This window comes from Paenibacillus sp. FSL M7-1455, assembly GCF_038004655.1.
Lineage (GTDB): Bacteria > Bacillota > Bacilli > Paenibacillales > Paenibacillaceae > Paenibacillus_AQ > Paenibacillus_AQ cookii.
The window spans coordinates 4,595,168-4,613,343 of sequence record NZ_JBBORO010000001.1 but is presented as its reverse complement, the minus strand read 5'-3'; the positions used below and the strand labels follow the sequence as shown (position 1 = coordinate 4,613,343).

General features: G+C 55.9%; 17 protein-coding genes. 12 read left to right on the top strand and 5 right to left on the bottom strand.

What is annotated here, in order from left to right:
- Positions 1 to 22: 22 nt before the first annotated feature.
- Complete coding sequence (locus tag NYE48_RS21280) at positions 23 to 934, bottom strand: LysR family transcriptional regulator (protein ID WP_340999886.1); 912 nt, start codon at positions 932 to 934, stop codon at positions 23 to 25.
- Positions 935 to 1,153: 219 nt separating this feature from the next.
- Between NYE48_RS21280 and NYE48_RS21275 the strand changes: the two genes are divergently transcribed.
- The 4 genes from NYE48_RS21275 to NYE48_RS21260 all read left to right on the top strand — a co-directional run bounded on the left by NYE48_RS21275 (position 1,154) and on the right by NYE48_RS21260 (position 5,237).
- On the top strand, positions 1,154 to 1,822 hold the full coding sequence (locus NYE48_RS21275) for a succinate dehydrogenase cytochrome b558 subunit (protein WP_036710857.1): 669 nt from the start codon (positions 1,154 to 1,156) through the stop codon (positions 1,820 to 1,822).
- Positions 1,823 to 1,837: 15 nt separating this feature from the next.
- Positions 1,838 to 3,583: a succinate dehydrogenase flavoprotein subunit gene (gene sdhA, locus NYE48_RS21270; protein ID WP_212948170.1), complete on the top strand. Its 1,746-nt coding sequence runs from the start codon at positions 1,838 to 1,840 to the stop codon at positions 3,581 to 3,583.
- 15 nt (positions 3,584 to 3,598) lie between these two features.
- On the top strand, positions 3,599 to 4,363 hold the full coding sequence (sdhB, locus tag NYE48_RS21265; protein WP_212948168.1) for a succinate dehydrogenase iron-sulfur subunit: 765 nt from the start codon (positions 3,599 to 3,601) through the stop codon (positions 4,361 to 4,363).
- Between the two features lie 232 nt (positions 4,364 to 4,595).
- Complete coding sequence (locus NYE48_RS21260; RefSeq protein WP_340999885.1) at positions 4,596 to 5,237, top strand: potassium channel family protein; 642 nt, start codon at positions 4,596 to 4,598, stop codon at positions 5,235 to 5,237.
- A 14-nt stretch (positions 5,238 to 5,251) separates the two neighbouring features.
- Here the strand turns inward: NYE48_RS21260 and NYE48_RS21255 are convergent, their stop codons facing one another.
- A complete protein-coding gene (locus NYE48_RS21255) occupies positions 5,252 to 6,631 on the bottom strand; it encodes an aldehyde dehydrogenase (protein ID WP_340999884.1) in 1,380 nt (459 codons plus the stop codon).
- A 155-nt stretch (positions 6,632 to 6,786) separates the two neighbouring features.
- Here NYE48_RS21255 and NYE48_RS21250 point away from each other — a divergent pair, with 155 nt between their 5' ends.
- From NYE48_RS21250 to NYE48_RS21240, 3 genes are read left to right on the top strand one after another with little or no spacing between them, the layout of a single operon-like run.
- A complete protein-coding gene (locus tag NYE48_RS21250; RefSeq protein WP_340999883.1) occupies positions 6,787 to 7,653 on the top strand; it encodes a metallophosphoesterase in 867 nt (288 codons plus the stop codon).
- Between the two features lie 31 nt (positions 7,654 to 7,684).
- Positions 7,685 to 8,323, top strand: a complete 639-nt coding sequence (locus NYE48_RS21245; RefSeq protein WP_340999882.1) for a GNAT family N-acetyltransferase — start codon at positions 7,685 to 7,687, stop codon at positions 8,321 to 8,323.
- Positions 8,301 to 9,269, top strand: coding sequence for a DMT family transporter (locus tag NYE48_RS21240; RefSeq protein WP_340999881.1), 969 nt, complete (start codon positions 8,301 to 8,303; stop codon positions 9,267 to 9,269). The genes NYE48_RS21245 and NYE48_RS21240 overlap by 23 nt, the downstream gene beginning before the upstream one ends.
- A gap of 172 nt (positions 9,270 to 9,441) precedes the next feature.
- Here the strand turns inward: NYE48_RS21240 and NYE48_RS21235 are convergent, their stop codons facing one another.
- Together NYE48_RS21235 and NYE48_RS21230 are read right to left on the bottom strand one after the other, a co-directional pair.
- Positions 9,442 to 10,251 carry a histidinol-phosphatase gene (locus NYE48_RS21235; protein WP_212948157.1) on the bottom strand — a complete coding sequence of 270 codons (810 nt, stop codon included), beginning with the start codon at positions 10,249 to 10,251 and terminating at the stop codon, positions 9,442 to 9,444.
- Between the two features lie 36 nt (positions 10,252 to 10,287).
- A complete protein-coding gene (locus NYE48_RS21230; protein WP_036710850.1) occupies positions 10,288 to 11,190 on the bottom strand; it encodes a LysR family transcriptional regulator in 903 nt (300 codons plus the stop codon).
- 429 nt (positions 11,191 to 11,619) lie between these two features.
- Here NYE48_RS21230 and NYE48_RS21225 point away from each other — a divergent pair, with 429 nt between their 5' ends.
- From NYE48_RS21225 to NYE48_RS21205, 5 genes are all read left to right on the top strand, one after another.
- Positions 11,620 to 12,078, top strand: a complete 459-nt coding sequence (locus NYE48_RS21225; RefSeq protein ID WP_340999880.1) for a chemotaxis protein CheX — start codon at positions 11,620 to 11,622, stop codon at positions 12,076 to 12,078.
- Positions 12,079 to 12,224: 146 nt separating this feature from the next.
- Positions 12,225 to 12,998 (top strand): SDR family NAD(P)-dependent oxidoreductase, encoded by a 774-nt coding sequence (locus tag NYE48_RS21220; RefSeq protein WP_340999879.1) that lies wholly within the window; start codon positions 12,225 to 12,227, stop codon positions 12,996 to 12,998.
- A gap of 126 nt (positions 12,999 to 13,124) precedes the next feature.
- Positions 13,125 to 14,516, top strand: a complete 1,392-nt coding sequence (locus NYE48_RS21215) for a DEAD/DEAH box helicase (protein ID WP_340999878.1) — start codon at positions 13,125 to 13,127, stop codon at positions 14,514 to 14,516.
- Positions 14,517 to 14,550: 34 nt separating this feature from the next.
- Positions 14,551 to 15,297 carry an ABC transporter ATP-binding protein gene (locus NYE48_RS21210; RefSeq protein WP_212948154.1) on the top strand — a complete coding sequence of 249 codons (747 nt, stop codon included), beginning with the start codon at positions 14,551 to 14,553 and terminating at the stop codon, positions 15,295 to 15,297.
- A gap of 2 nt (positions 15,298 to 15,299) precedes the next feature.
- Complete coding sequence (locus NYE48_RS21205; protein ID WP_036710843.1) at positions 15,300 to 16,523, top strand: ABC transporter permease; 1,224 nt, start codon at positions 15,300 to 15,302, stop codon at positions 16,521 to 16,523.
- A 336-nt stretch (positions 16,524 to 16,859) separates the two neighbouring features.
- Here the strand turns inward: NYE48_RS21205 and NYE48_RS21200 are convergent, their stop codons facing one another.
- Positions 16,860 to 18,158: an aminotransferase class I/II-fold pyridoxal phosphate-dependent enzyme gene (locus NYE48_RS21200; RefSeq protein ID WP_340999877.1), complete on the bottom strand. Its 1,299-nt coding sequence runs from the start codon at positions 18,156 to 18,158 to the stop codon at positions 16,860 to 16,862.
- Between the last annotated feature and the right edge of the window lie 18 nt (positions 18,159 to 18,176).

Below are 18,176 nucleotides of genomic sequence, written 5' to 3'. Positions count from 1 at the left end.
GCGTGCAACAGAGGTTTGTTTTTCATGAATGATGCTGCCGGGCAAGTTGGCCGAAGATCGATTTCGTTTCTTCCACCCAGCGTTTGGCGCCGGCGCTGAGCCCGCCGTTGTCCGGATAAATGAGCGAGGTCGTGCGCCGCGTTTCCTTCAAATCCGGGACATGGATCGTGGCGAGATCGTTATCCTCGAGCAGCTGGCTCCGCAAATACGATTTCGGCAGCAGCGCGGCGGCCTTGCAGGCCGGAAGCAGCCGGACGATCGCTTCGAACGAGTCTATCTCCATCCGGATGTCCGGCACGACGCCGGCGCGATGAAAAAGATCGTCGGTCAGTTTACGGTACCAGGTTCCGGTTGAGAATATGATCATAGGAAGACCGTGAAGCATGTCCATGCTTACGTCATCCTTTTCGAGCAGCGGATGGCTTTTCGGAAGCACCAGCTCCAGATGGTCGTCGAACAATGCGGTGCAGCGCAGCCCGGGTTCCTCGATGGAAGAGGCGACGATGCCCGCGTCAAGCTTTTTGTCGCGCACGGCGGAGACGATTTCATGCGTTTTGCCCGTGATCAGCTTCAGCTCGGCCGTCGGGTGTTTTTCCATGAACGCGGTCACGAGCGGCGGCAGGGTCGTCTGCAGGGTGGTGAGGCTGGCGCCGAGCGTAACGGAAATTTGGTCGTCGCCTTTGTATTTGGAGATCATTTGCATGAATTTGAGCTTTTGCTGCCGCTGCTCCAATGCGAAGTTGTAGGCGGTTTGCCCGAAAGCGGTAAGCTCCAGCCTTTTGCCGCGCCGATTGAACAGGCTGACGCCCAGCTCGTCCTCCAGCTTTGAAATTTTGCGGGACAGGGCCGGCTGCGACAAATTCAATATCCGGGATGCTTTGTTCAGGCTGGACTGTTCGACAATCGTCGCAAAGACGTCCAAATCCTCGAACATCGGATTCACCTTCCTTACCATGGAATCGGGGTCAACGTTTATTACATATGCATCTAAATTATAATGATTAATAATTATATTGCAATTCCATTATAAGAAAAAAAAGAGTAACATGAAAAGTGCCACAAGTTGTTCACACTTTCGTGTGCGAACTTCCGTGAAATGTCGGAAAATGAAAAATTGAAAACGTTATAATGTGAGAAAGGGGCACGTCAATCTATGAATGGTTATTATTCCAGAAAGCTGCATTCGCTTCTTGGAGTCATTCCGCTCGGCTTGTTTTTCATCGAGCATGCGCTGACGAACTTCGGCGCATTCGAAGGAGGGCTCGCGCGTTTTAACGCCGGCGTCAAGCTGATCAATGATCTTCCGCTTCTCTGGTTGCTCGAGTGGGGGCTGATCTACCTGCCGCTGATTTACCACGGCGTGTTCGGTTTGTATATCGCCTACCAAGCCAAGCCGAATAACGGGCGCTTTCAGTATTCGCGCAACTGGCGTTACCTGTTCCAGCGGATAACAGGTGTCATCACGTTCGTGTACATCATCTGGCACGTATACGAAACGCGCATCCAGTTGGCCCTCGGCAACATTACCCATGAACAGCTGGGAAGCACGATGCACGACATCTTCGTCCAACCGGGACTGTTCATCCTGTACCTGATCGGCGTCGTATCGGCTTCGTTCCACTTCGCCAACGGCCTCTGGTCTTTCTTCGTCAGCTGGGGCATCACGGTCGGGCCTCGCGCGCAGCGCGTATCGTCTTACATCTGCATGACGTTGTTCGTCCTTGTAAGCGTGATGCTCGTGTTGTCCATGATCGCGTTCCGCGGCGCGGAATTCCAGGAAGCAACCGCTTGGCTTGATACCGTAAAGTCAGTTCTTAGTTAAGGAGAGTGAGCAAAAATGGCATCAAACAACATCATTATCGTGGGCGGCGGTCTGGCCGGCTTGATGGCTACCATCAAAGCGGCGGAAGCGGGCGTCCATGTTCACCTGTTTTCGCTTGTCCCTGTTAAAAGATCGCACTCCGTATGCGCGCAGGGCGGCATCAACGGAGCCGTCAACACGAAAGGCGAAGGCGACTCGCCATGGATCCATTTTGACGACACCGTCTACGGCGGGGACTTCCTTGCCAACCAGCCTCCGGTAAAAGCGATGTGCGAAGCGGCTCCGGGCATCATTCACCTCATGGACCGGATGGGCGTCATGTTCAACCGGACCCCTGAAGGTTTGCTCGATTTCCGCCGTTTCGGCGGAACGAAGCACCACCGTACGGCCTATGCCGGCGCAACGACGGGCCAGCAGCTGCTGTACGCGCTGGATGAGCAGGTTCGCCGCCACGAGACGGCCGGACTGGTCACGAAGCATGAAAACTGGGAATTCCTTCAGGCCGTCATCGATGACGAAGGCGTTTGCCGCGGCATCGTCGCGCAGGACCTGCGCTCGATGGAAATCCATACGTTCGCAGCCGATGCGGTGATCCTCGCCAGCGGCGGTCCCGGCATCATTTTCGGCAAAACGACCAACTCGGTCATCAACACGGGGACGGCGGCAAGCGCCGTTTACCAGCAGGGCGTATATTACGCCAACGGCGAATTCATCCAAATTCACCCGACGGCCATTCCAGGGGATGACAAGCTGCGCCTGATGTCCGAATCCGCGCGCGGCGAAGGCGGCCGGATCTGGACTTACAAGGACGGCAAACCTTGGTACTTCCTGGAGGAAAAATATCCGGCGTACGGCAACCTCGTTCCGCGGGATATCGCGACCCGGGAAATTTTCGACGTGTGCGTCAACCAAGGCCTCGGGGTCAACGGCGAAAACACCGTCTATCTCGATCTGTCGCATAAAGATCCGAAGGAATTGGACGTCAAGCTCGGCGGCATCATTGAAATCTATGAAAAATTCGTCGGCGACGATCCTCGCAAAATCCCGATGAAAATTTTCCCTGCCGTTCACTATTCCATGGGCGGCATGTGGGTCGACTACAACCAAATGACCAACATTCCGGGCCTGTTTGCGGCCGGGGAATGCGAATACCAATACCACGGCGCCAACCGCCTCGGAGCGAATTCGCTCGTATCCGCGATTTTCGGCGGCATGGTGGCAGGACCAAAAGCGGTCGAATATATCAAAGGCTTGAAAAAGTCCGCGGCGGACGTATCCTCGACCGTCTTCGACCAGTACAAAAAGAAGCAGGAAGACAAATACGAAAACATCCTCAAGATGGACGGAAACGAAAACGCCTATGTGCTGCATAAAGAACTGGGCGAATGGATGACCGCCAACATGACGGTGGTTCGCTACAACGACAAGCTGGAAAAAACGATCGGCAAAATCAAGGAATTGAAAGAACGCTACAAAAACATCAACATCAACGATAAATCGCGCTGGAACAATCCGGGGGCATCCTTTACCCGCCAGCTGTGGAACATGCTTGAGCTGGCCGAAGCGATGACGCTGGGAGCGCTGCTGCGCAACGAAAGCCGCGGCGCGCACTACAAGCCGGAATTCCCGGACCGCAACGACGAGGAGTTCCTGAAAACGACCAAGGCGGCCTGGACGCCGGACGGTCCGGAAATTTCCTATGAGGCGGTCGACGTGTCGCTCATCCCGCCGCGGATTCGCGACTATTCCAAAGACAAGTAAGAAGGGGGATTTGACATGGCGGAACAAACTGCTTCTACCAAAAAAGTGAAGTTTATCATTACCCGTCAGGACAGCCCGGAATCGGCGCCGTACGCCGAGGAATTCGAGCTTCCTTATCGCCCGGGGATGAACGTAATCAGCGCGCTGATGGAAATTCAGCGCAACCCTCAGAATGCCAAAGGCGAAAAAGTCGCCCCGGTATGCTGGGAATCCAACTGCCTCGAAGAGGTTTGCGGCGCCTGCTCCATGGTGATCAACGGCAAGCCGCGACAGGCGTGCGCGGCGCTGGTCGATAAGCTGGAGCAGCCGATCCGCGTGCAGCCGATGCGGACCTTCCCGGTCGTTCGCGACCTGGTCATCGACCGCAGCCGGATGTTCAACGCTTTGAAACGCGTCAAAGCGTGGATTCCGATCGACGGCACGTACGATCTGGGTCCCGGACCGCGCATGGCCGAGAAAAAACGCCAATGGGCATACGAGCTGTCCAAGTGCATGACCTGCGGCGTTTGCCTCGAAGCCTGCCCGAACGTCAACGACAAATCCGACTTCATCGGGCCGGCGGCTATTTCCCAGGTTCGCTTGTTCAACGCCCATCCGACGGGCGAAATGAACGCGGACGAACGGCTGGACGCCCTGATGGACGACGGCGGCATCGAAGGCTGCGGCAACTCGCAGAACTGCGTGCGTTCCTGTCCGAAAGGCATTCCGCTCACGACGTCCATCGCGGAAATCAACAAACAGACGACCAAGCATTTGTTCAAAAAATGGCTTAGCGTATAACGTTCAGCCCAAGCGTAAGGCCCCTCCCATCGCTGCAGTGAACTGCAGGGCGGAGGGGCTTTTTGCTGCGGAATCGCTCAAGGATCAGCCGCACGGACGAAATATGTGACGAAATGCCCGCCCGGGGGTAATGCAAATTAAAGAAATTTTTATAAATCCAAGGCTTACGGTACCGGGCCGCAAGGACAAAAAGGCAACCGGGACTCCGTAACGGGCGGGAGCGTGTTCGATCATGACGTGGTGGATGTGGCTTTTGAATATCGCGGGCTTATTGGCGTTGATGGCCGTTTTTTACCGGCTGGAGAAAAAATGGACGAGCAAGGCGGTGCTGCTGGCGCCCGTCATCATTTACGTGCTGGTGTCGCTGGAGGATTTGTTCGGCCTGATCGACCTGATGAGCATCGTGCCGGGACGCGGGGGCATGCGGGCGCTAATCCTGCTGTTTTGCCTTGCCTCCGTCATTTTTTACATATTGTACATTTTTAACGGCATTGCCGAGTCCGCGCTGAAAAAAAGGAAGTTTTACATGAAGACGCTGCTGATTCGGATCAGCGCGGCCGCACTTATGTGCGTGTGCTTTTTTACGATCATTTATACGTCGATTTACAAGCTGTTCGGACAAAACGCGTTTGACGGGGAAAACATCGGCAGCGATCTTGTCAGCCAGCTGGTTTCTTTCCTCTATTTCAGCGTGGCGACCTTTGCGACCGTCGGATATGGCGACATATCGCCCGTGGACAGCACGTCCCGGCTGGCGGTCATCATGGAAATATGCTTCAGCTTCATTACCGTGGCGTACGCTTTGTCGATGCTGACCGAATTCCGGCGGATTTTTAGCCCGGGACCCGACGACAAGCTGCCGGAGGAGCTGTAGCGAGGGTCCAGGCTTTACGGCTTCATCAGCTTGCGCAACAGTTTGAGCCCGTTTTTGGAGGACGGGTAACGGAAGGCGATATCAAAACGGGTCGTCTGCTTCAGGACGCTTTTGTAATGCGTGAAGGTGTCGAAGCTCCCTTTCCCGTGATAGGCCCCCATGCCGCTTTCGCCGACGCCGCCGAACGGCAGGTAGGGGGTGGCGATATGCATCAGCGTGTCGTTGACGCAGCCGCCGCCGTAGGAGACGCTGCCGACAACCGCCTTCTCGGTCCCGGCATCCCGGGTGAACAGATACAAAGCAAGCGGCTTGGGACGGGCGTTAATCATGTCCACGGTTTCCTGGATGTCGTCGTATTCCAGTATCGGCAAAATCGGGCCGAAGATTTCCTCCTGCATGACGGGCATATCCCATGTCGCTTGATCCAGAAGCGTAGGCTCGATGCGGAGCCGGTCCGGATCCGTCCGGCCGCCTGCGGCGATGCTGCCGTTCCCCAGGAAGGATACAAGCCTTTTGAAATGTTTTTCGGAAACGATGCGGCCATACGACGGGTTAAATAACGGATCGGGTCCGTAAAGCTCCCGGATGGCTTCCCGCAGGTGCGGGATCAGCTTGTTTTTGATGCTGCGGTGCGCCAGCACATAGTCCGGGGCGATGCAGGTCTGGCCGGCGTTCGTGAATTTGCCGAAAGCGATGCGACGGGCCGCAAGCTTAAGCTCGGCATCTTCGTGGACGATGCAGGGGCTTTTGCCGCCGAGCTCGAGCGTCAGCGGAATAAGCCGTTCGGCGGCTGCCTGCATGACGATTTTGCCGACGTTGACGCTGCCGGTAAAAAAGATGTAGTCCACGGGCTGGGCCAGCAGCTCCTGGCTGACATCCGGCCCGCCTTGCACCACGGCCACGTATTCCTCGCCGTAGATGCCGCCGAGCATGTCGGCCAACAGCGCCGACGTGGCGGGGGTGAGCTCCGAAGGCTTCAGCAGCGCGGTGTTTCCGGCCGCCAATGCCCCGATAAGCGGGGATACGGCGAGCTGGAACGGGTAATTCCACGGGGCTATAATCAGCGCGGTACCGTAAGGTTCGGGAATGATTCGGCCTCGGCTTCCGATATGCGTCAATGCGGTTCGGACCCTTTTGGGCGCCATCCAGCGGCGCAGATGTTTGAGCGTAAAGGCCAATTCTTCGTACACGATGCCGATCTCCGTGGAAAAGGCTTCGAACTCGCTTTTGTTCAAATCGTTGTTCAGGGCTTCGATGATCCTTTTCTCGTTTGCGGTCAGCGCGTCCCGCAGCTTTTTGAGCTGCTCCAAACGATAAGCCAAGGGGCGCGTTATGCCGCTTTTGTAAAAATGTTTTTGTTTCTGAATGAGGCTTGACATGGTATCGTTAGACATAGGGAATCATCCCTTTCCTTTGATCTATTTGGATTGATGGAGAACGGATAAGTTTTTTGGCAAATGCCGTTCTTTCTGGAAACGGTCTCAGGGTTCGAATCATCAACGTAAAAAGACGCTTTTCTTATCATTATTATACAGGGAGCGGCCAGACGATGAAAAACAGTCCAAAGTCCGGCAGGATGACGCGCAGGGCATTTTTGAAGCGCTCGGGGGCGGCTATGTTGGGCGCCGGCATGCTGGCCGGGGGATACGCCTCGTTTTGGGAGCCCGTGCAGCTGGACATCGTCCGCCCGTCCTTCCGCTGCCCCAGGCTTCCGGCCGCATTTGACGGGATTCGGATTGCGCATTTCAGCGACCTCCATCTGGGTTTCTACTCCAGGAAAAGCGTGATTGCCAGGCTGGCCGAAGCGATCGGAAGCGAAACGCCCGATCTGGTCCTTTTTACCGGGGATGCGGTAGATTCGGAGGCGGACGCTTTGCGCGAGTATCTTCCGCTGCTGGCTTCCATGAACGGGACGCTCGGCAAGTTTGCGATCCTCGGCAACCATGATTACATGACCCGCCCGGATTTGGTCGCCGACATGCTGAAGGTCGCAGGCTTTCAAGTCTTGAGAAACGGAAGCGCCCTTGTGGAGCGGCGAGGAGAGGCGATCGCCATCGTGGGCCTGGATGACGGGTTAAAGGGTTTCCCGGACCCCGCAAAGGGGCTTGGCGGCGTTCCCGACGGCCTGTTTACGCTGCTGATGATGCATGAGCCGGATTACGCGGACACGGCGGCCGCGTACCCGTTCGACATGCAAATATCCGGACACAGCCATGGAGGACAGGTCCGGGTTCCGCTCATCGGAGCGATGCTCACGCCGCCGGGAGCAAGACGTTACGTGATGGGAGCCTACGCGGTCGGGGAGCGGGCAATGCCGCTTTACGTCAACCGCGGCATCGGCGAAACCCATTTGCCGATACGATTCCTGTGCACGCCGGAGCTGACCATGATGACGCTGAGGTCGGGAAACGCCTGAATCATGTAGCGATGCAAAGGAGAGGAAGCGGATGTTCGCGGAAAAGTTTCGGTTTTCGCCCGAATTGACGGGGGAGCGCCTGGCGCTCCGGCAGGTCGAGAAAAAGGATGCCCCCGCTTTGCTTGGCATCCTCTCCGATCCGCAGGTCATGAAATACGTCACGCAAGGATCGCTGTTCAGCTTCGGGCGGTCGCGCCGCGTGGCCGCGGAGCTATTGAACGACAGCCGTCCGGATTCGATGCATTACGGCATTTGGATTCCGGGGACGAACGTTCCCGTCGGGGTCGTGTCGCTGCAAAACTGGAGGCAGGAGCAAAAGGACGCCATGATCGGCTACATGCTCGACCGGAAGTTTTGGCAGCAGGGATTGGCGACCGAAGCGGTAGGCGTGCTGCTGCAGTATGTTTTTGCCGGGCTGCGGCTGCATCGGGTAGAAGGGCGGTGCCATGCGGTCAACACCGCTTCGGAACGCGTCATGCAAAAAAACGGGATGGTGCTGGAGCGTACGTTCTCCCATAAAAGGATGTTTTTTGCGGCACCGCTCGAGATGAAAATTTACAGCCTTACGAACCTGCAATACCAGGCCCTTCAGGACAAGGGCATGACAAGCGACGGTAAGGATTTGAAGGGAGATTCAGCACAGCAAAGTGAAGGCAGAAACATGGTTTAAACATCCGGCAGGCATTTTGATCAGCTCTGCGGGGGCAACCCTGTTGTGGGGCAGCGCGCTGCCGGTCATCAAGATCAGCTATGGGCATTTTCATATCGATTCCAAGGACGTGTTCGGGGAATGGGTGTTTGCAGGCTACCGGTTTGCGCTGGCGGGGTTGATTTTGATCCTTCTGGCCATGCTGACGGGACAGACCCGAAGTCCGGGGCGCAAGCCGCTTTCCATGCCCCGCCTCGCACGGCTCGGTTTCATCCAGACCTTTTTGCAGTACCTCGTGTTGTACGCGGGGCTCAGCTACAGTTCCGGCATCGAAGGCTCCATTTTGGTGGGCTCCACCTCGCTGTTTCAAATTTTGTCGGCACGGCTTCTGGACAAGTCGGAAGGGTTGAACCCGGCGAAATGGATGGGGCTGCTGCTCGGATTTCTCGGCATTCTGGTCATGGGGTTTGCGCAGCAGGGCGTGCAGTTCCATTTCGGCATCGGCGCCGTCCTGCTCTTGGCATCGGCCGCTTTCGGCGGATTCGGGAACGTGCTTTTCCGCAAGGAAAGCGTGAGCGAATCCGTCATGGCGCTGACGGGAAAGCAGATGCTCGCCGGCGGCCTGGGGCTTCTCGCCGTAGGGGCCGTCCGAAGCGGCATCGCGCCGTTTTCTTTTGACGCCAAAGGGTGGCTGCTCCTGATCTACCTGTCCGTGCTTTCCGCCGCAGGGTTTGCGCTGTGGAACACGGTCATGAAATATAACGCGGTCGGCAAAGTATCCTTATACCTGTTCCTGATTCCGGTTTTCGGCGTCCTGCTGTCGGCAGTGCTGCTGGATGAACGCGTGTCGGCCTGGATCGGGCTGTCGCTTGGCCTGGTCGTTGCCGGCATCGTGATCGTGAACCGTTCCGGTCAAGCAGGGAATCAGAAGCGGATCGTTAAAAAAGGGGGCGAAAGAAGCCTGTAACGGAAGCTTGCAACGGGGGAATGGTTTTGTAACATAAATGAAATATTGCTGTTATGCGTCTCTAACAGAGACGGGGTACACTTATTGCATGACCCCCTTTTTGAAAATATAAATGATGTTTTGAGGACCCGCTCGTGACGGGTCCATTTTTTTTGCGTTAGAAAGCAGCAGATTACAGCGGCACGCTGATCTTTTGCTTGTTTTTGAAATACACCCATTCTTTGAAGCCGATTTCCTTCAGCCGCGCGGCCACTTGGTTCAGCTCGTCGCCCACCCGGGAAGGTTTGTGCGCGTCCGAGCCGAACGTCACGTCGACGCCGAAATGCAAGGCGCGCTCCAGAATCGCGTCGGAAGGGTACCACCCCCCGCTCAGCTTCGTTTTGCCGGAAGTGTTGATTTCGATCGCTACCCCGTTTTCCGCGATGACCTGCAGCGTTTCGTCCAACATCCGTTCGGCGGGAATATCGGAAAAAGCGGGATAATTTCCTTTCATGGCGTCGATGTGGCCCAAAAATTGAAAGAGGCCGCTTCGCGCCGAATCCTGGATCAGCCGGTAATAGTCTTCCTTGACTTCGATTTGTTGCTGATCGCTTAGCTTTTTCCACCGGTTTTTATTGAAAATGCTGACGCCCCCCACGTTGTGCACCGACCCGATGATGTAGTCGAACGGGTAATTGGACAGCACTTTGCGGTAGGTTTCGAAATGCTCGGGAAAATAGTCGGATTCGATGCCGAGCAGCACGTCGATTTTGCCCGCGTATTCTTTTTTCAGCTCCAGCACTTCTTCGACGTAGTTGGCGATTTCGGATTTCCCCATGGCGATTCCCGGAAAAGCCTGCTCCGCTTTTTCCCCGAAATAAGGGGTGTGATCGGAAATGCCGATGGCCTGCAGCCCGGCGGAAATGGCGGCTTCGACGTAATCGCGGATCGTGCCGTCCGCATGGCCGCAGCGGAAATGGTGGGTATGAAGATCGAATTTCATCCTGCAGTCTCCCTTCGCTATAATAGATGCCCGAATTTATTCGGAGCTGATGAACTGGGTTTCCGGCATGCCTTTGAGATCGCTTAAAAACTGCTGCATGGCGGAGTTCAAATATTTTCCGGATTTATAGATCACGCCGACGGGATGGCTGACCTCGAGCTCCCTGAGCGGGATGATTTTGAGGGTGCCGTGGCGGAGCTCGCTTGCGACCGATTGTTTGGACATGATGGCCGCGCCAAGGTCGATTTCGACCATCCGTTTGATTTCCTCGCTGCTGGACAGCTCCATGACCACGTTGGGGACGATGCCGTGTTTTTTGAATATGTCGTCGCTGAACTTTCTGCCGACCGTATCCTGGGACAGCAGGATCAGCGGCGTATCCCGAAGAACGTCCATCGATACCGTCGTTTTGCGGGCAAGGGGATGCCTCGGGGACACGATCAGCTCGAAAGTGTCGTAATAAAGCACGGATGTAATCAAATTGGGATTGCGTTCAATCAAGTATCCGATGCCGACATCGATCTGGCCGTTTTCCACGCTCGTATAAATTTGGGAGGAGGCCATGGACTGGATCGACGTTTTGATCAGCGGGAACTGGTTCTGAAAATAGGAAAGCACCCGGGGCAGGATTTGGATCGCGATGGAGGTCGTCGTGCCCAGCACGATATGTCCCTGCGGGATCTGATCCAGATCGGACAGCCGCTGTTTCAACTCCTCCACGACGGCCAAAATCCGCTCGGCATGTTCAAGGAACACTTGCCCCCGGTCGGTAAGGGTTACCGGCTGATTCCGGTCGACCAGAACGGTTTTGAACTCGTCCTCCAAGCTTTTGATTTGGGCGGATACCGCAGGCTGGGTCAAATTGAGCAGTTCTCCGGCTTTGCGGAAACTCATCGTCTTCGAGATGGTAATCAGTGTCTCCAGTTGACTGATGTTCATGCAGTTCCTCCTTAGACTCTTATTTGTACCCTCAGGATTTTGCAAATCCTCACCTTAACTGAGCCTCGACCCAATGTATATCCTTTAATTATATGGGATTCGGAAAGTGACGGCAATGCCGCTCGGCTTATGGCTTCGGGCTTTGCCCGGAAAGCAGGGCCTGCCGGGGAAGGAAAAAATGCATCTACAAAATTCGCCAAGGCCTTCAAAATTATGCCTAAAGGACCGATATACATATCAGGATTCGGCCTCTTACAATTCTTAAATAGGAAAAAGGGATTAATCATAAGGGTAATTATACCCTAGTTATTAAACCGGATATGAATTTTTCGAGATTTGTGAAGGGGTTTCACGTATAATTGGTTCAAACGGGAATGGGACTTTTGGAGCGTAGTGCTGTCATCTATCTGGAAGGGGTGTTAAACATTAATGAAAGCGGAGGTTATTAATCCTTTTCTGGAATCCGCGCGGCTTGTCATTGAGCAGGTGATACAGGTATCCCCTTCGACGGGAAACCTGGGGGTCAAGACGGTCGAGTTTATTCAGGACCATATATGGATTCAAATCGGAATGACCGGACAGTTGAACGGAAACATCATGTTCGGCATCCATGAGCGCGTGGCGCTACGCATGGTTTCCGTCATGATGGGAGGCTACGTGCTGACGGAAATGGACGAGATGGGGCAAAGCGCCATTTCCGAGCTTGGCAACATGATCAGCGGCAACGCGAGCACCATTTTGTCCAATCAAGGCGTCAGCGTCGACATTACGCCGCCGAAGGTGGTCAAAAGCGAGCATGTTACGTCGATTCTTCCGCAAAAAGCGCTCAGCATCCCTCTTGTCATGGACGGAATCGGGGAGCTGGACATTCAGGTCATGATTTCCTAGAAAAAGGCAGTCCTAAGCGGGTCCCGGCCGGTTCGTTCCGGTGGATTTTCTCCCGGCGGCAGTTTCTGCTATCTTTAGAGGAGAGGCAAAAAGCGCATCGCGGGCATGGCCCGTTAGGATGCATCGCTTAGGAGGAGGTCGGGAACATGTTAAAGGATAAAGTCGTTTTCATTACCGGGGCTTCCAGCGGAATCGGCCTGTTGACGGCGCAAATGCTCAGCGAAAAGGGAGCGGTACCGGTCCTCGCGGCGCGCTCCGGGCGCAAGCTGGCCGAAGCTTCCGCCGGCATTGCCGGGAAACACGGGGTCAAGACGCTTGACGTGACCCGGGAAGACGAAGTGAAGCGGGCAGTCGAAGAAGTGATACGGGAGTACGGGCGAATCGATATTTTGCTGAACAACGCGGGGTACGGCAAATTCGAGCCTGCGACGGATATGCCTTCCGCGGAATTCGAGCGGATGATGGACGTCAATTATATGGGAACGGTGCGCTGCGCCAAGGCGGTGCTTCCCCATATGCTTGAACGCCGGAGCGGGCAAATCGTCAACGTCACTTCCATGGCCGGAAAAATCGGCACGGCGAAGTCGACCGCCTATACGGCGACGAAACATGCGGTGCTCGGCTTCAGCAACGCCCTGCGCCAGGAGCTGCGCGGCACGGGAATTACGGTGTCTACCGTCAACCCGGGCCCCATCGACACGCCTTTTTTCGATATCGCGGATCCTTCGGGAGGCTACGTAAGCAACGTCAAATGGCTGATGATGAAGCCGGAGCACGTGGCCCGCAAAATGGTGCGCCTGATGGATACCCGAAAGGAAGAGCTGAACCTGCCGCTCAAAGCAGCCGCGGCCATGCGTTTGTACCAGCTGTTCCCGCGCCTGTCGGATCGGCTTACCTATCGGATGATGAATAAAAAATGACAGGCCGGCTCGGCATAGAGCCGGTTTTTTCGCGTCCTCCGCCGTACGCGCAAATTAATTTTTTGGTGTGGCGGCCCTTTTATCATATAATGGTTAAGAATGACTTCTATAAAAGGATGGAATGGAATGAACCCAACTTCGTTTACAGCGCTGGGCATTGAACAATCTTTGATGGACAGCTTATCGGAATACGGCATTACGGATCCGACGCCGGTGCAGGCGGAAGCGATTCCCGCGATTTTGAAAGGGGCGGACGTGCTTGCCCGTTCCCAGACCGGGACAGGCAAAACGCTCGCCTATCTGCTGCCGGTCCTGCAGGGCATCGACGCCCAGCGGAAATCGGCGCAAAAGCTCGTGATCGCGCCGACGCAGGAGCTTGCCATGCAAATCGTCAGGGAAGGCGAAAAATACGGACAAAACCTTGGCATCAACGTGCTTGGATTGATCGGGGGCGCGGCCCTGAAACGCCAGGTGGAAAAGCTGAAGCAGCACCCCCAGCTTCTCGTCGGAACCCCGGGAAGAATCCGGGAACTGATCGAAATGCGCAAGGTGAAAATGCATGAAGTAAACACGATCGTCGTGGATGAAGTCGATCAGGTGTTTCAGCTTGGCGGCGCGGCCGATGTCGACCGCATCCTCCGGAGCGCGCTCCGGGACCGGCAGCTCGTGTTTTTGTCGGCGACCGTCAGCGAGGAAACGGCGGCGCTCGTCAAACGCGAGATGAACGCTCCGGTCGAAATCGGCATCGATCCCGACCAGTCGACCGCCAAAGGGCTTGAGCATTATTATTTTGCCGGCGACGAGCGGGATAAAATCGAGACGCTGCGCCGGGTGATCCGCCATTACGATCCGAAAAAGGCGATCGTGTTCGTCAATCAGACGGAAACCATCGCCGAAGTGCAGGGCAAATTGAATTATATGGGGCTTTCGGCAGAGGGGTTGTACGCGGATGCGGATAAACTGACCCGAAGCAGGGTGCTCTCCGGTTTCCGCAGCGGCAAGTTCAAGGTGCTGGTCGCGAGCGACGTCGCCGCCCGCGGTCTCGACATCGAAGGGCTCGAGATGGTGGTCAACTACGATCCGCCTGCGGATTCCGAGCACTATGTACACCGTGCCGGCCGTACCGGGCGCATGGGTCGCAGCGGCCTCGTTCTCTCCCTGGTGACGCACCGTCAAATTTTCATCATGAACAAATTTGCCAGGGAGCTCGGCATTTCGCTGGAAGAGCGCAGGCTGTACGGCGGCAAAGTGCTGAAACCCGGGGCGCTGCCCGGCGGGCGCGGCCCGTCCGGAACGCGAAAGCCTTCGGACAAGAAAGCGACGGCGGACGTGTCGGGGGGCGGGGAAGGCAGAAACCGCACAGCCAAGGAAGAAACGCGCCGGGCGCCGGGCCCGGCCAAAGGCAAAAACGAATGGGTCCGCGGCGGCAAGCAGCCGGAACGAAAAGGCAGCGAGCGGGACCGCGACCGGAAAAACAAAGGGGCTCCCAAATGGCTGAAAGACAAAAAACGTCCATAAGCGGATGAGCCGGGTATTTTTTGGAGGTGATGCAATGAACGGAAATACGGTGCTGGATATTCAAGGCTTGAGCGGCGGATACAGCTTGAACCGCCCCGTGCTGCATGATGTGTCCTTTCAGGTGAATCCGGGCGAAATGGTCGGCTTGATCGGGCTGAACGGCGCGGGAAAAAGCACGACCATGAAGCATATCCTTGGGCTGATGACTCCCCAAAAAGGAGAGATTCGCGTCAGGGGGAAAAAACGGGACGAAGATTCCGAAACCTATCACGGCTCCCTGGCATTCGTACCGGAGTCTCCGCTGTTATACGATGATATGACCGTCCGCGAGCATCTCGAATTCACGGCGAGGGCCTACAACGTTCCGCGCGGCGATTACGAAGAACGCGCGGACAGGCTTTCCCGGATTTTCCGGATGCAGGACAAGATGGACAGTCTTTCGACGCAGCTGTCCAAAGGCATGCGGCAGAAGGTCATGATCATGTGCGCCTTCGTCGCCCGCCCGTCTCTGTACATTATCGACGAGCCGTTTCTCGGGCTCGATCCGCTCGGCATCCGGTCTTTGCTTGATTTTATGGTTGAGTTGAAGGAAGGGGGCTCTTCCATTCTGCTGAGCTCCCATATCCTGTCGACGATCGAAAACTACTGCGACCGGTTTGTCGTGCTGCATCAGGGAAGCATCATTGCGCAGGGGACGCTGGAAGCGATCGAAGCGCAGGCCGGAACGACCGGGGCAGGGCTGGAAGATATGTTTTATACCCTCGTGCAAGGCAGGGATTGACGATGGACTTGATGAAGTTAAGGGCCGAGCGCCGGAGCCGCTTCTGGGGGAAGGAAGTGCTGCCGTATCTCGGTTATGTACTGCAAAGCGGGGTCGCGGCGCTGATGCTGTTCGCGCTGATCGTTTTTTCGGCTTGGTATACGTCCCTGGTGCAGCATATTCCGGCGGGGCTCCCGATTCGCTGGATCATGCTCGTATTATTCGTGCCGCTGACGGTCAACAGCAGCTTCAGAACCTATCTCGCGCCGGCGGACACCGTGTTCCTGCTGCCGCAGGAATCCCGGATGAAAAGCTATTTTCAAGGAAGCTGGACCAGCGGGGTCGTGTACAAACTGCTGGGACTCGCCCTCATCTTTCTCATTTCGTGGCCGATTTACGTCCGGAGCGACGGACAGCCCAAGCCGTTTTGGCTGTTCCTGCTCGTGCTGATCGCACTGAAGCTGCTCGCCAGCTACGGCTGCTGGAAGGAACTGCGCATGGTTTCCCGGCGCGCCGCGTTTGCCTATAGGGTGCTGCGCTACGTCGTGCTTGCGCTTTGCGTCGCGGCATGGATCTGGCAGCCGGCAGGCCGGAGCCTGATATTTATCGTGCTGCTTGCGGCCACGTATACCGCCGCGCTTCGACTTCCCGCCAAACACCCCGTCGCATGGGAAAGACTTATTGCCCAGGAGAAAGTCCACAGCGGGCGGGTGCTGATGGTCCTGGGGTGGTTCGTCAACGTTCCGGGACGGGAGCAGCGCGTTTATGCCAGAAAGTGGCTTTCGTGGGCGGGAAACAACATTCCTTGGAAGCCGGAAGCGGCTTACCGGTATTTGCTGATGAAAAGCTTTGTGCGCAGCGACATTCTCGGCATCGTGCTCAGGGTCGGCATTTTGGCGGCGTTTTTGGCTTGGTGGCAGCGCGGAAGCAACGTCGGCATCGGCATCTATTGGTTTTTCGTGTTTCTGGCAGGCATCCAGCTGTCGTCGCTGCTGCGTTTTCACAGCGAATCTTTCTGGCTTCACGTCTATCCGATCGCGCCGGGCAGCCGGCGGAGGAATGCCATCAAACTCGCGTTTCAGATTCAACTGACGTTTGCGGCAGTCACATGGCTTCCGTTGCTCGGGGCCGGGCTCGAACGAATGGGGACCGTGCTCATGGCGCTGCTTGGCGGGATCGTTCTTTGCCTGTTGTCCCGATTCTTTGCAAGCAGGAAAAAGACGGAAGACGATGAGGACGACGAATAACGCGCAAGTATCGAAAACAAAAAGGCAGAAGGCCGGAATTCCGGCCTTCTGCCTTTTTTAGCGGTGCTTATCGATGCCTGTAAGTCAAGGGTATGCGATTATACCCAGAAAGAACGAGTGATGATAACCAGGAGGATGAAGAGAACCAGGATAGCACCCGTGTTACCGAATAATCCAGGTCCACAACCGTATCCGTATCCGCCTCTTACTTCTTCGCTCATTGTTCATTCCCCTTTACTTTGGATTGTTTTGCGTTACACGGTATCTTATGTCTCGGGGAAAGACTGTGCTTGGGCAATCACCCGTTCCTGACTAAAAAAATCTATTCCAGGCGCCTTATTTCCGTAGATCGGCAATGCCTTTGTACACGAGGTCAAACAGGTCCTCCAGGTATTCCTCTTCGATGCAGGAAAACGCGATGCGAAGGTCATGTTCGCCGAGCGCGATCGTTCCGACGCCGTACTGATGGAGGATATGCGTGCGGAGCTCTTCGGCGGAAACGTCCTTCAGCTTCAGGCACATGAAGTAACCCGAGTTGAACGGGTAATATTCCCACACGTCGCCGTATTTTCCGCTGTCGAGCAGCGCCTTGACCTTGTTGGCGCGGCCTTTCATGATTTGGAATTTTTCTTCCTTCTGGGCGTTGAACTCCGGCGATTTAAGCGCATCGAGCACGAACGTCTGGGAAGGATGGGAGCAGCTGGAGACGGTGGCGCGGATGATGCCGAGCGTTTTTTGTTCCAGCGCGTTCAGCACGTCTTTGCTTTCGGATGCATAGGTAATGAAGCCGACGCGGAAGCCCCAGACGAATTCTTCTTTGGTCGCGCCGTCGACCTTGACGGCCAGGACGCGCGGATGAAGATCGGCCAGCTTGCCGAACAACGATTCCTTCAAGGAATCCTCGAAAAAGAGTCCGAAATAAGCGTCGTCCGTGACCACGACCACGTTGATGCCCGCTTCCGCCGCTTCCTTGACGGCCGCAACGATTTCATCGCCTTCCTTAAGGCCCGGCGTATATCCCGTCGGGTTGTTCGGGAAGTTGAGGATGACGATCGCTTTGCCTTTGTCTTTTTGCGCTAACAGTGCCTCGCGCAGGCCTTGGCTGTTGAACGTCATTTCGTCCGTAAAAAGCGGATAATTGACGATCTCCGCGTGGCGGCGGATGCCGAAGGTCAGCTCATAGTTCTCCCAGTTTTTGTCCGGGAAAATGACGGCGTCCCCTTCATCGACGAACAGGTCGGCAACGATGCTCAGCCCGTGCGTCAGCGCGTTGGTCACGATCGGGCTGCTGAGCGATTTTCCTTCCAGCGAAGGATTTTCCTCCTTCATCTTGGCAAGCCAGGCGGTCCGGAGCTCCGGTTTGCCGGCAGGCGGCGCGTACGGATAAAGGTCCTTCGGCTGATAGGCGGACAGCTTGTTTTGGATGACGTCCAAATGCATCGGAATGCCGCCTTCGGTCGCAATGCCGATCGTCGCGTTGTACTTTTTGGCATGGCCGGCAGCTTCGGCGGATTGGCTCAGAATGCCTTCTTTCGGAAAGTAGATCTCCTTGCCCAGCGTGGACAGCATGTCGTATACATGCGGATTGCCGGATTTGATGCTTTCGTTCAATTGTTCAGCAGGTCGGTTTACCATGTCTTCCATCCTTCCAAA

What these genes read in the sequence shown, in the direction of transcription:
- NYE48_RS21280 (WP_340999886.1), bottom strand. Translation starts at nt 934, where the DNA reads ATGTTCGAGGATTTGGACGTCTTTGCGACGATTGTCGAACAGTCCAGC.
- NYE48_RS21275 (WP_036710857.1), top strand. Translation starts at nt 1,154, where the DNA reads ATGAATGGTTATTATTCCAGAAAGCTGCATTCGCTTCTTGGAGTCATT.
- sdhA (WP_212948170.1), top strand. Translation starts at nt 1,838, where the DNA reads ATGGCATCAAACAACATCATTATCGTGGGCGGCGGTCTGGCCGGCTTG.
- sdhB (WP_212948168.1), top strand. Translation starts at nt 3,599, where the DNA reads ATGGCGGAACAAACTGCTTCTACCAAAAAAGTGAAGTTTATCATTACC.
- NYE48_RS21260 (WP_340999885.1), top strand. Translation starts at nt 4,596, where the DNA reads ATGACGTGGTGGATGTGGCTTTTGAATATCGCGGGCTTATTGGCGTTG.
- NYE48_RS21255 (WP_340999884.1), bottom strand. Translation starts at nt 6,631, where the DNA reads ATGTCTAACGATACCATGTCAAGCCTCATTCAGAAACAAAAACATTTT.
- NYE48_RS21250 (WP_340999883.1), top strand. Translation starts at nt 6,787, where the DNA reads ATGAAAAACAGTCCAAAGTCCGGCAGGATGACGCGCAGGGCATTTTTG.
- NYE48_RS21245 (WP_340999882.1), top strand. Translation starts at nt 7,685, where the DNA reads ATGTTCGCGGAAAAGTTTCGGTTTTCGCCCGAATTGACGGGGGAGCGC.
- NYE48_RS21235 (WP_212948157.1), bottom strand. Translation starts at nt 10,251, where the DNA reads ATGAAATTCGATCTTCATACCCACCATTTCCGCTGCGGCCATGCGGAC.
- NYE48_RS21230 (WP_036710850.1), bottom strand. Translation starts at nt 11,190, where the DNA reads ATGAACATCAGTCAACTGGAGACACTGATTACCATCTCGAAGACGATG.
- NYE48_RS21225 (WP_340999880.1), top strand. Translation starts at nt 11,620, where the DNA reads ATGAAAGCGGAGGTTATTAATCCTTTTCTGGAATCCGCGCGGCTTGTC.
- NYE48_RS21220 (WP_340999879.1), top strand. Translation starts at nt 12,225, where the DNA reads ATGTTAAAGGATAAAGTCGTTTTCATTACCGGGGCTTCCAGCGGAATC.
- NYE48_RS21215 (WP_340999878.1), top strand. Translation starts at nt 13,125, where the DNA reads ATGAACCCAACTTCGTTTACAGCGCTGGGCATTGAACAATCTTTGATG.
- NYE48_RS21210 (WP_212948154.1), top strand. Translation starts at nt 14,551, where the DNA reads ATGAACGGAAATACGGTGCTGGATATTCAAGGCTTGAGCGGCGGATAC.
- NYE48_RS21205 (WP_036710843.1), top strand. Translation starts at nt 15,300, where the DNA reads ATGGACTTGATGAAGTTAAGGGCCGAGCGCCGGAGCCGCTTCTGGGGG.
- NYE48_RS21200 (WP_340999877.1), bottom strand. Translation starts at nt 18,158, where the DNA reads ATGGTAAACCGACCTGCTGAACAATTGAACGAAAGCATCAAATCCGGC.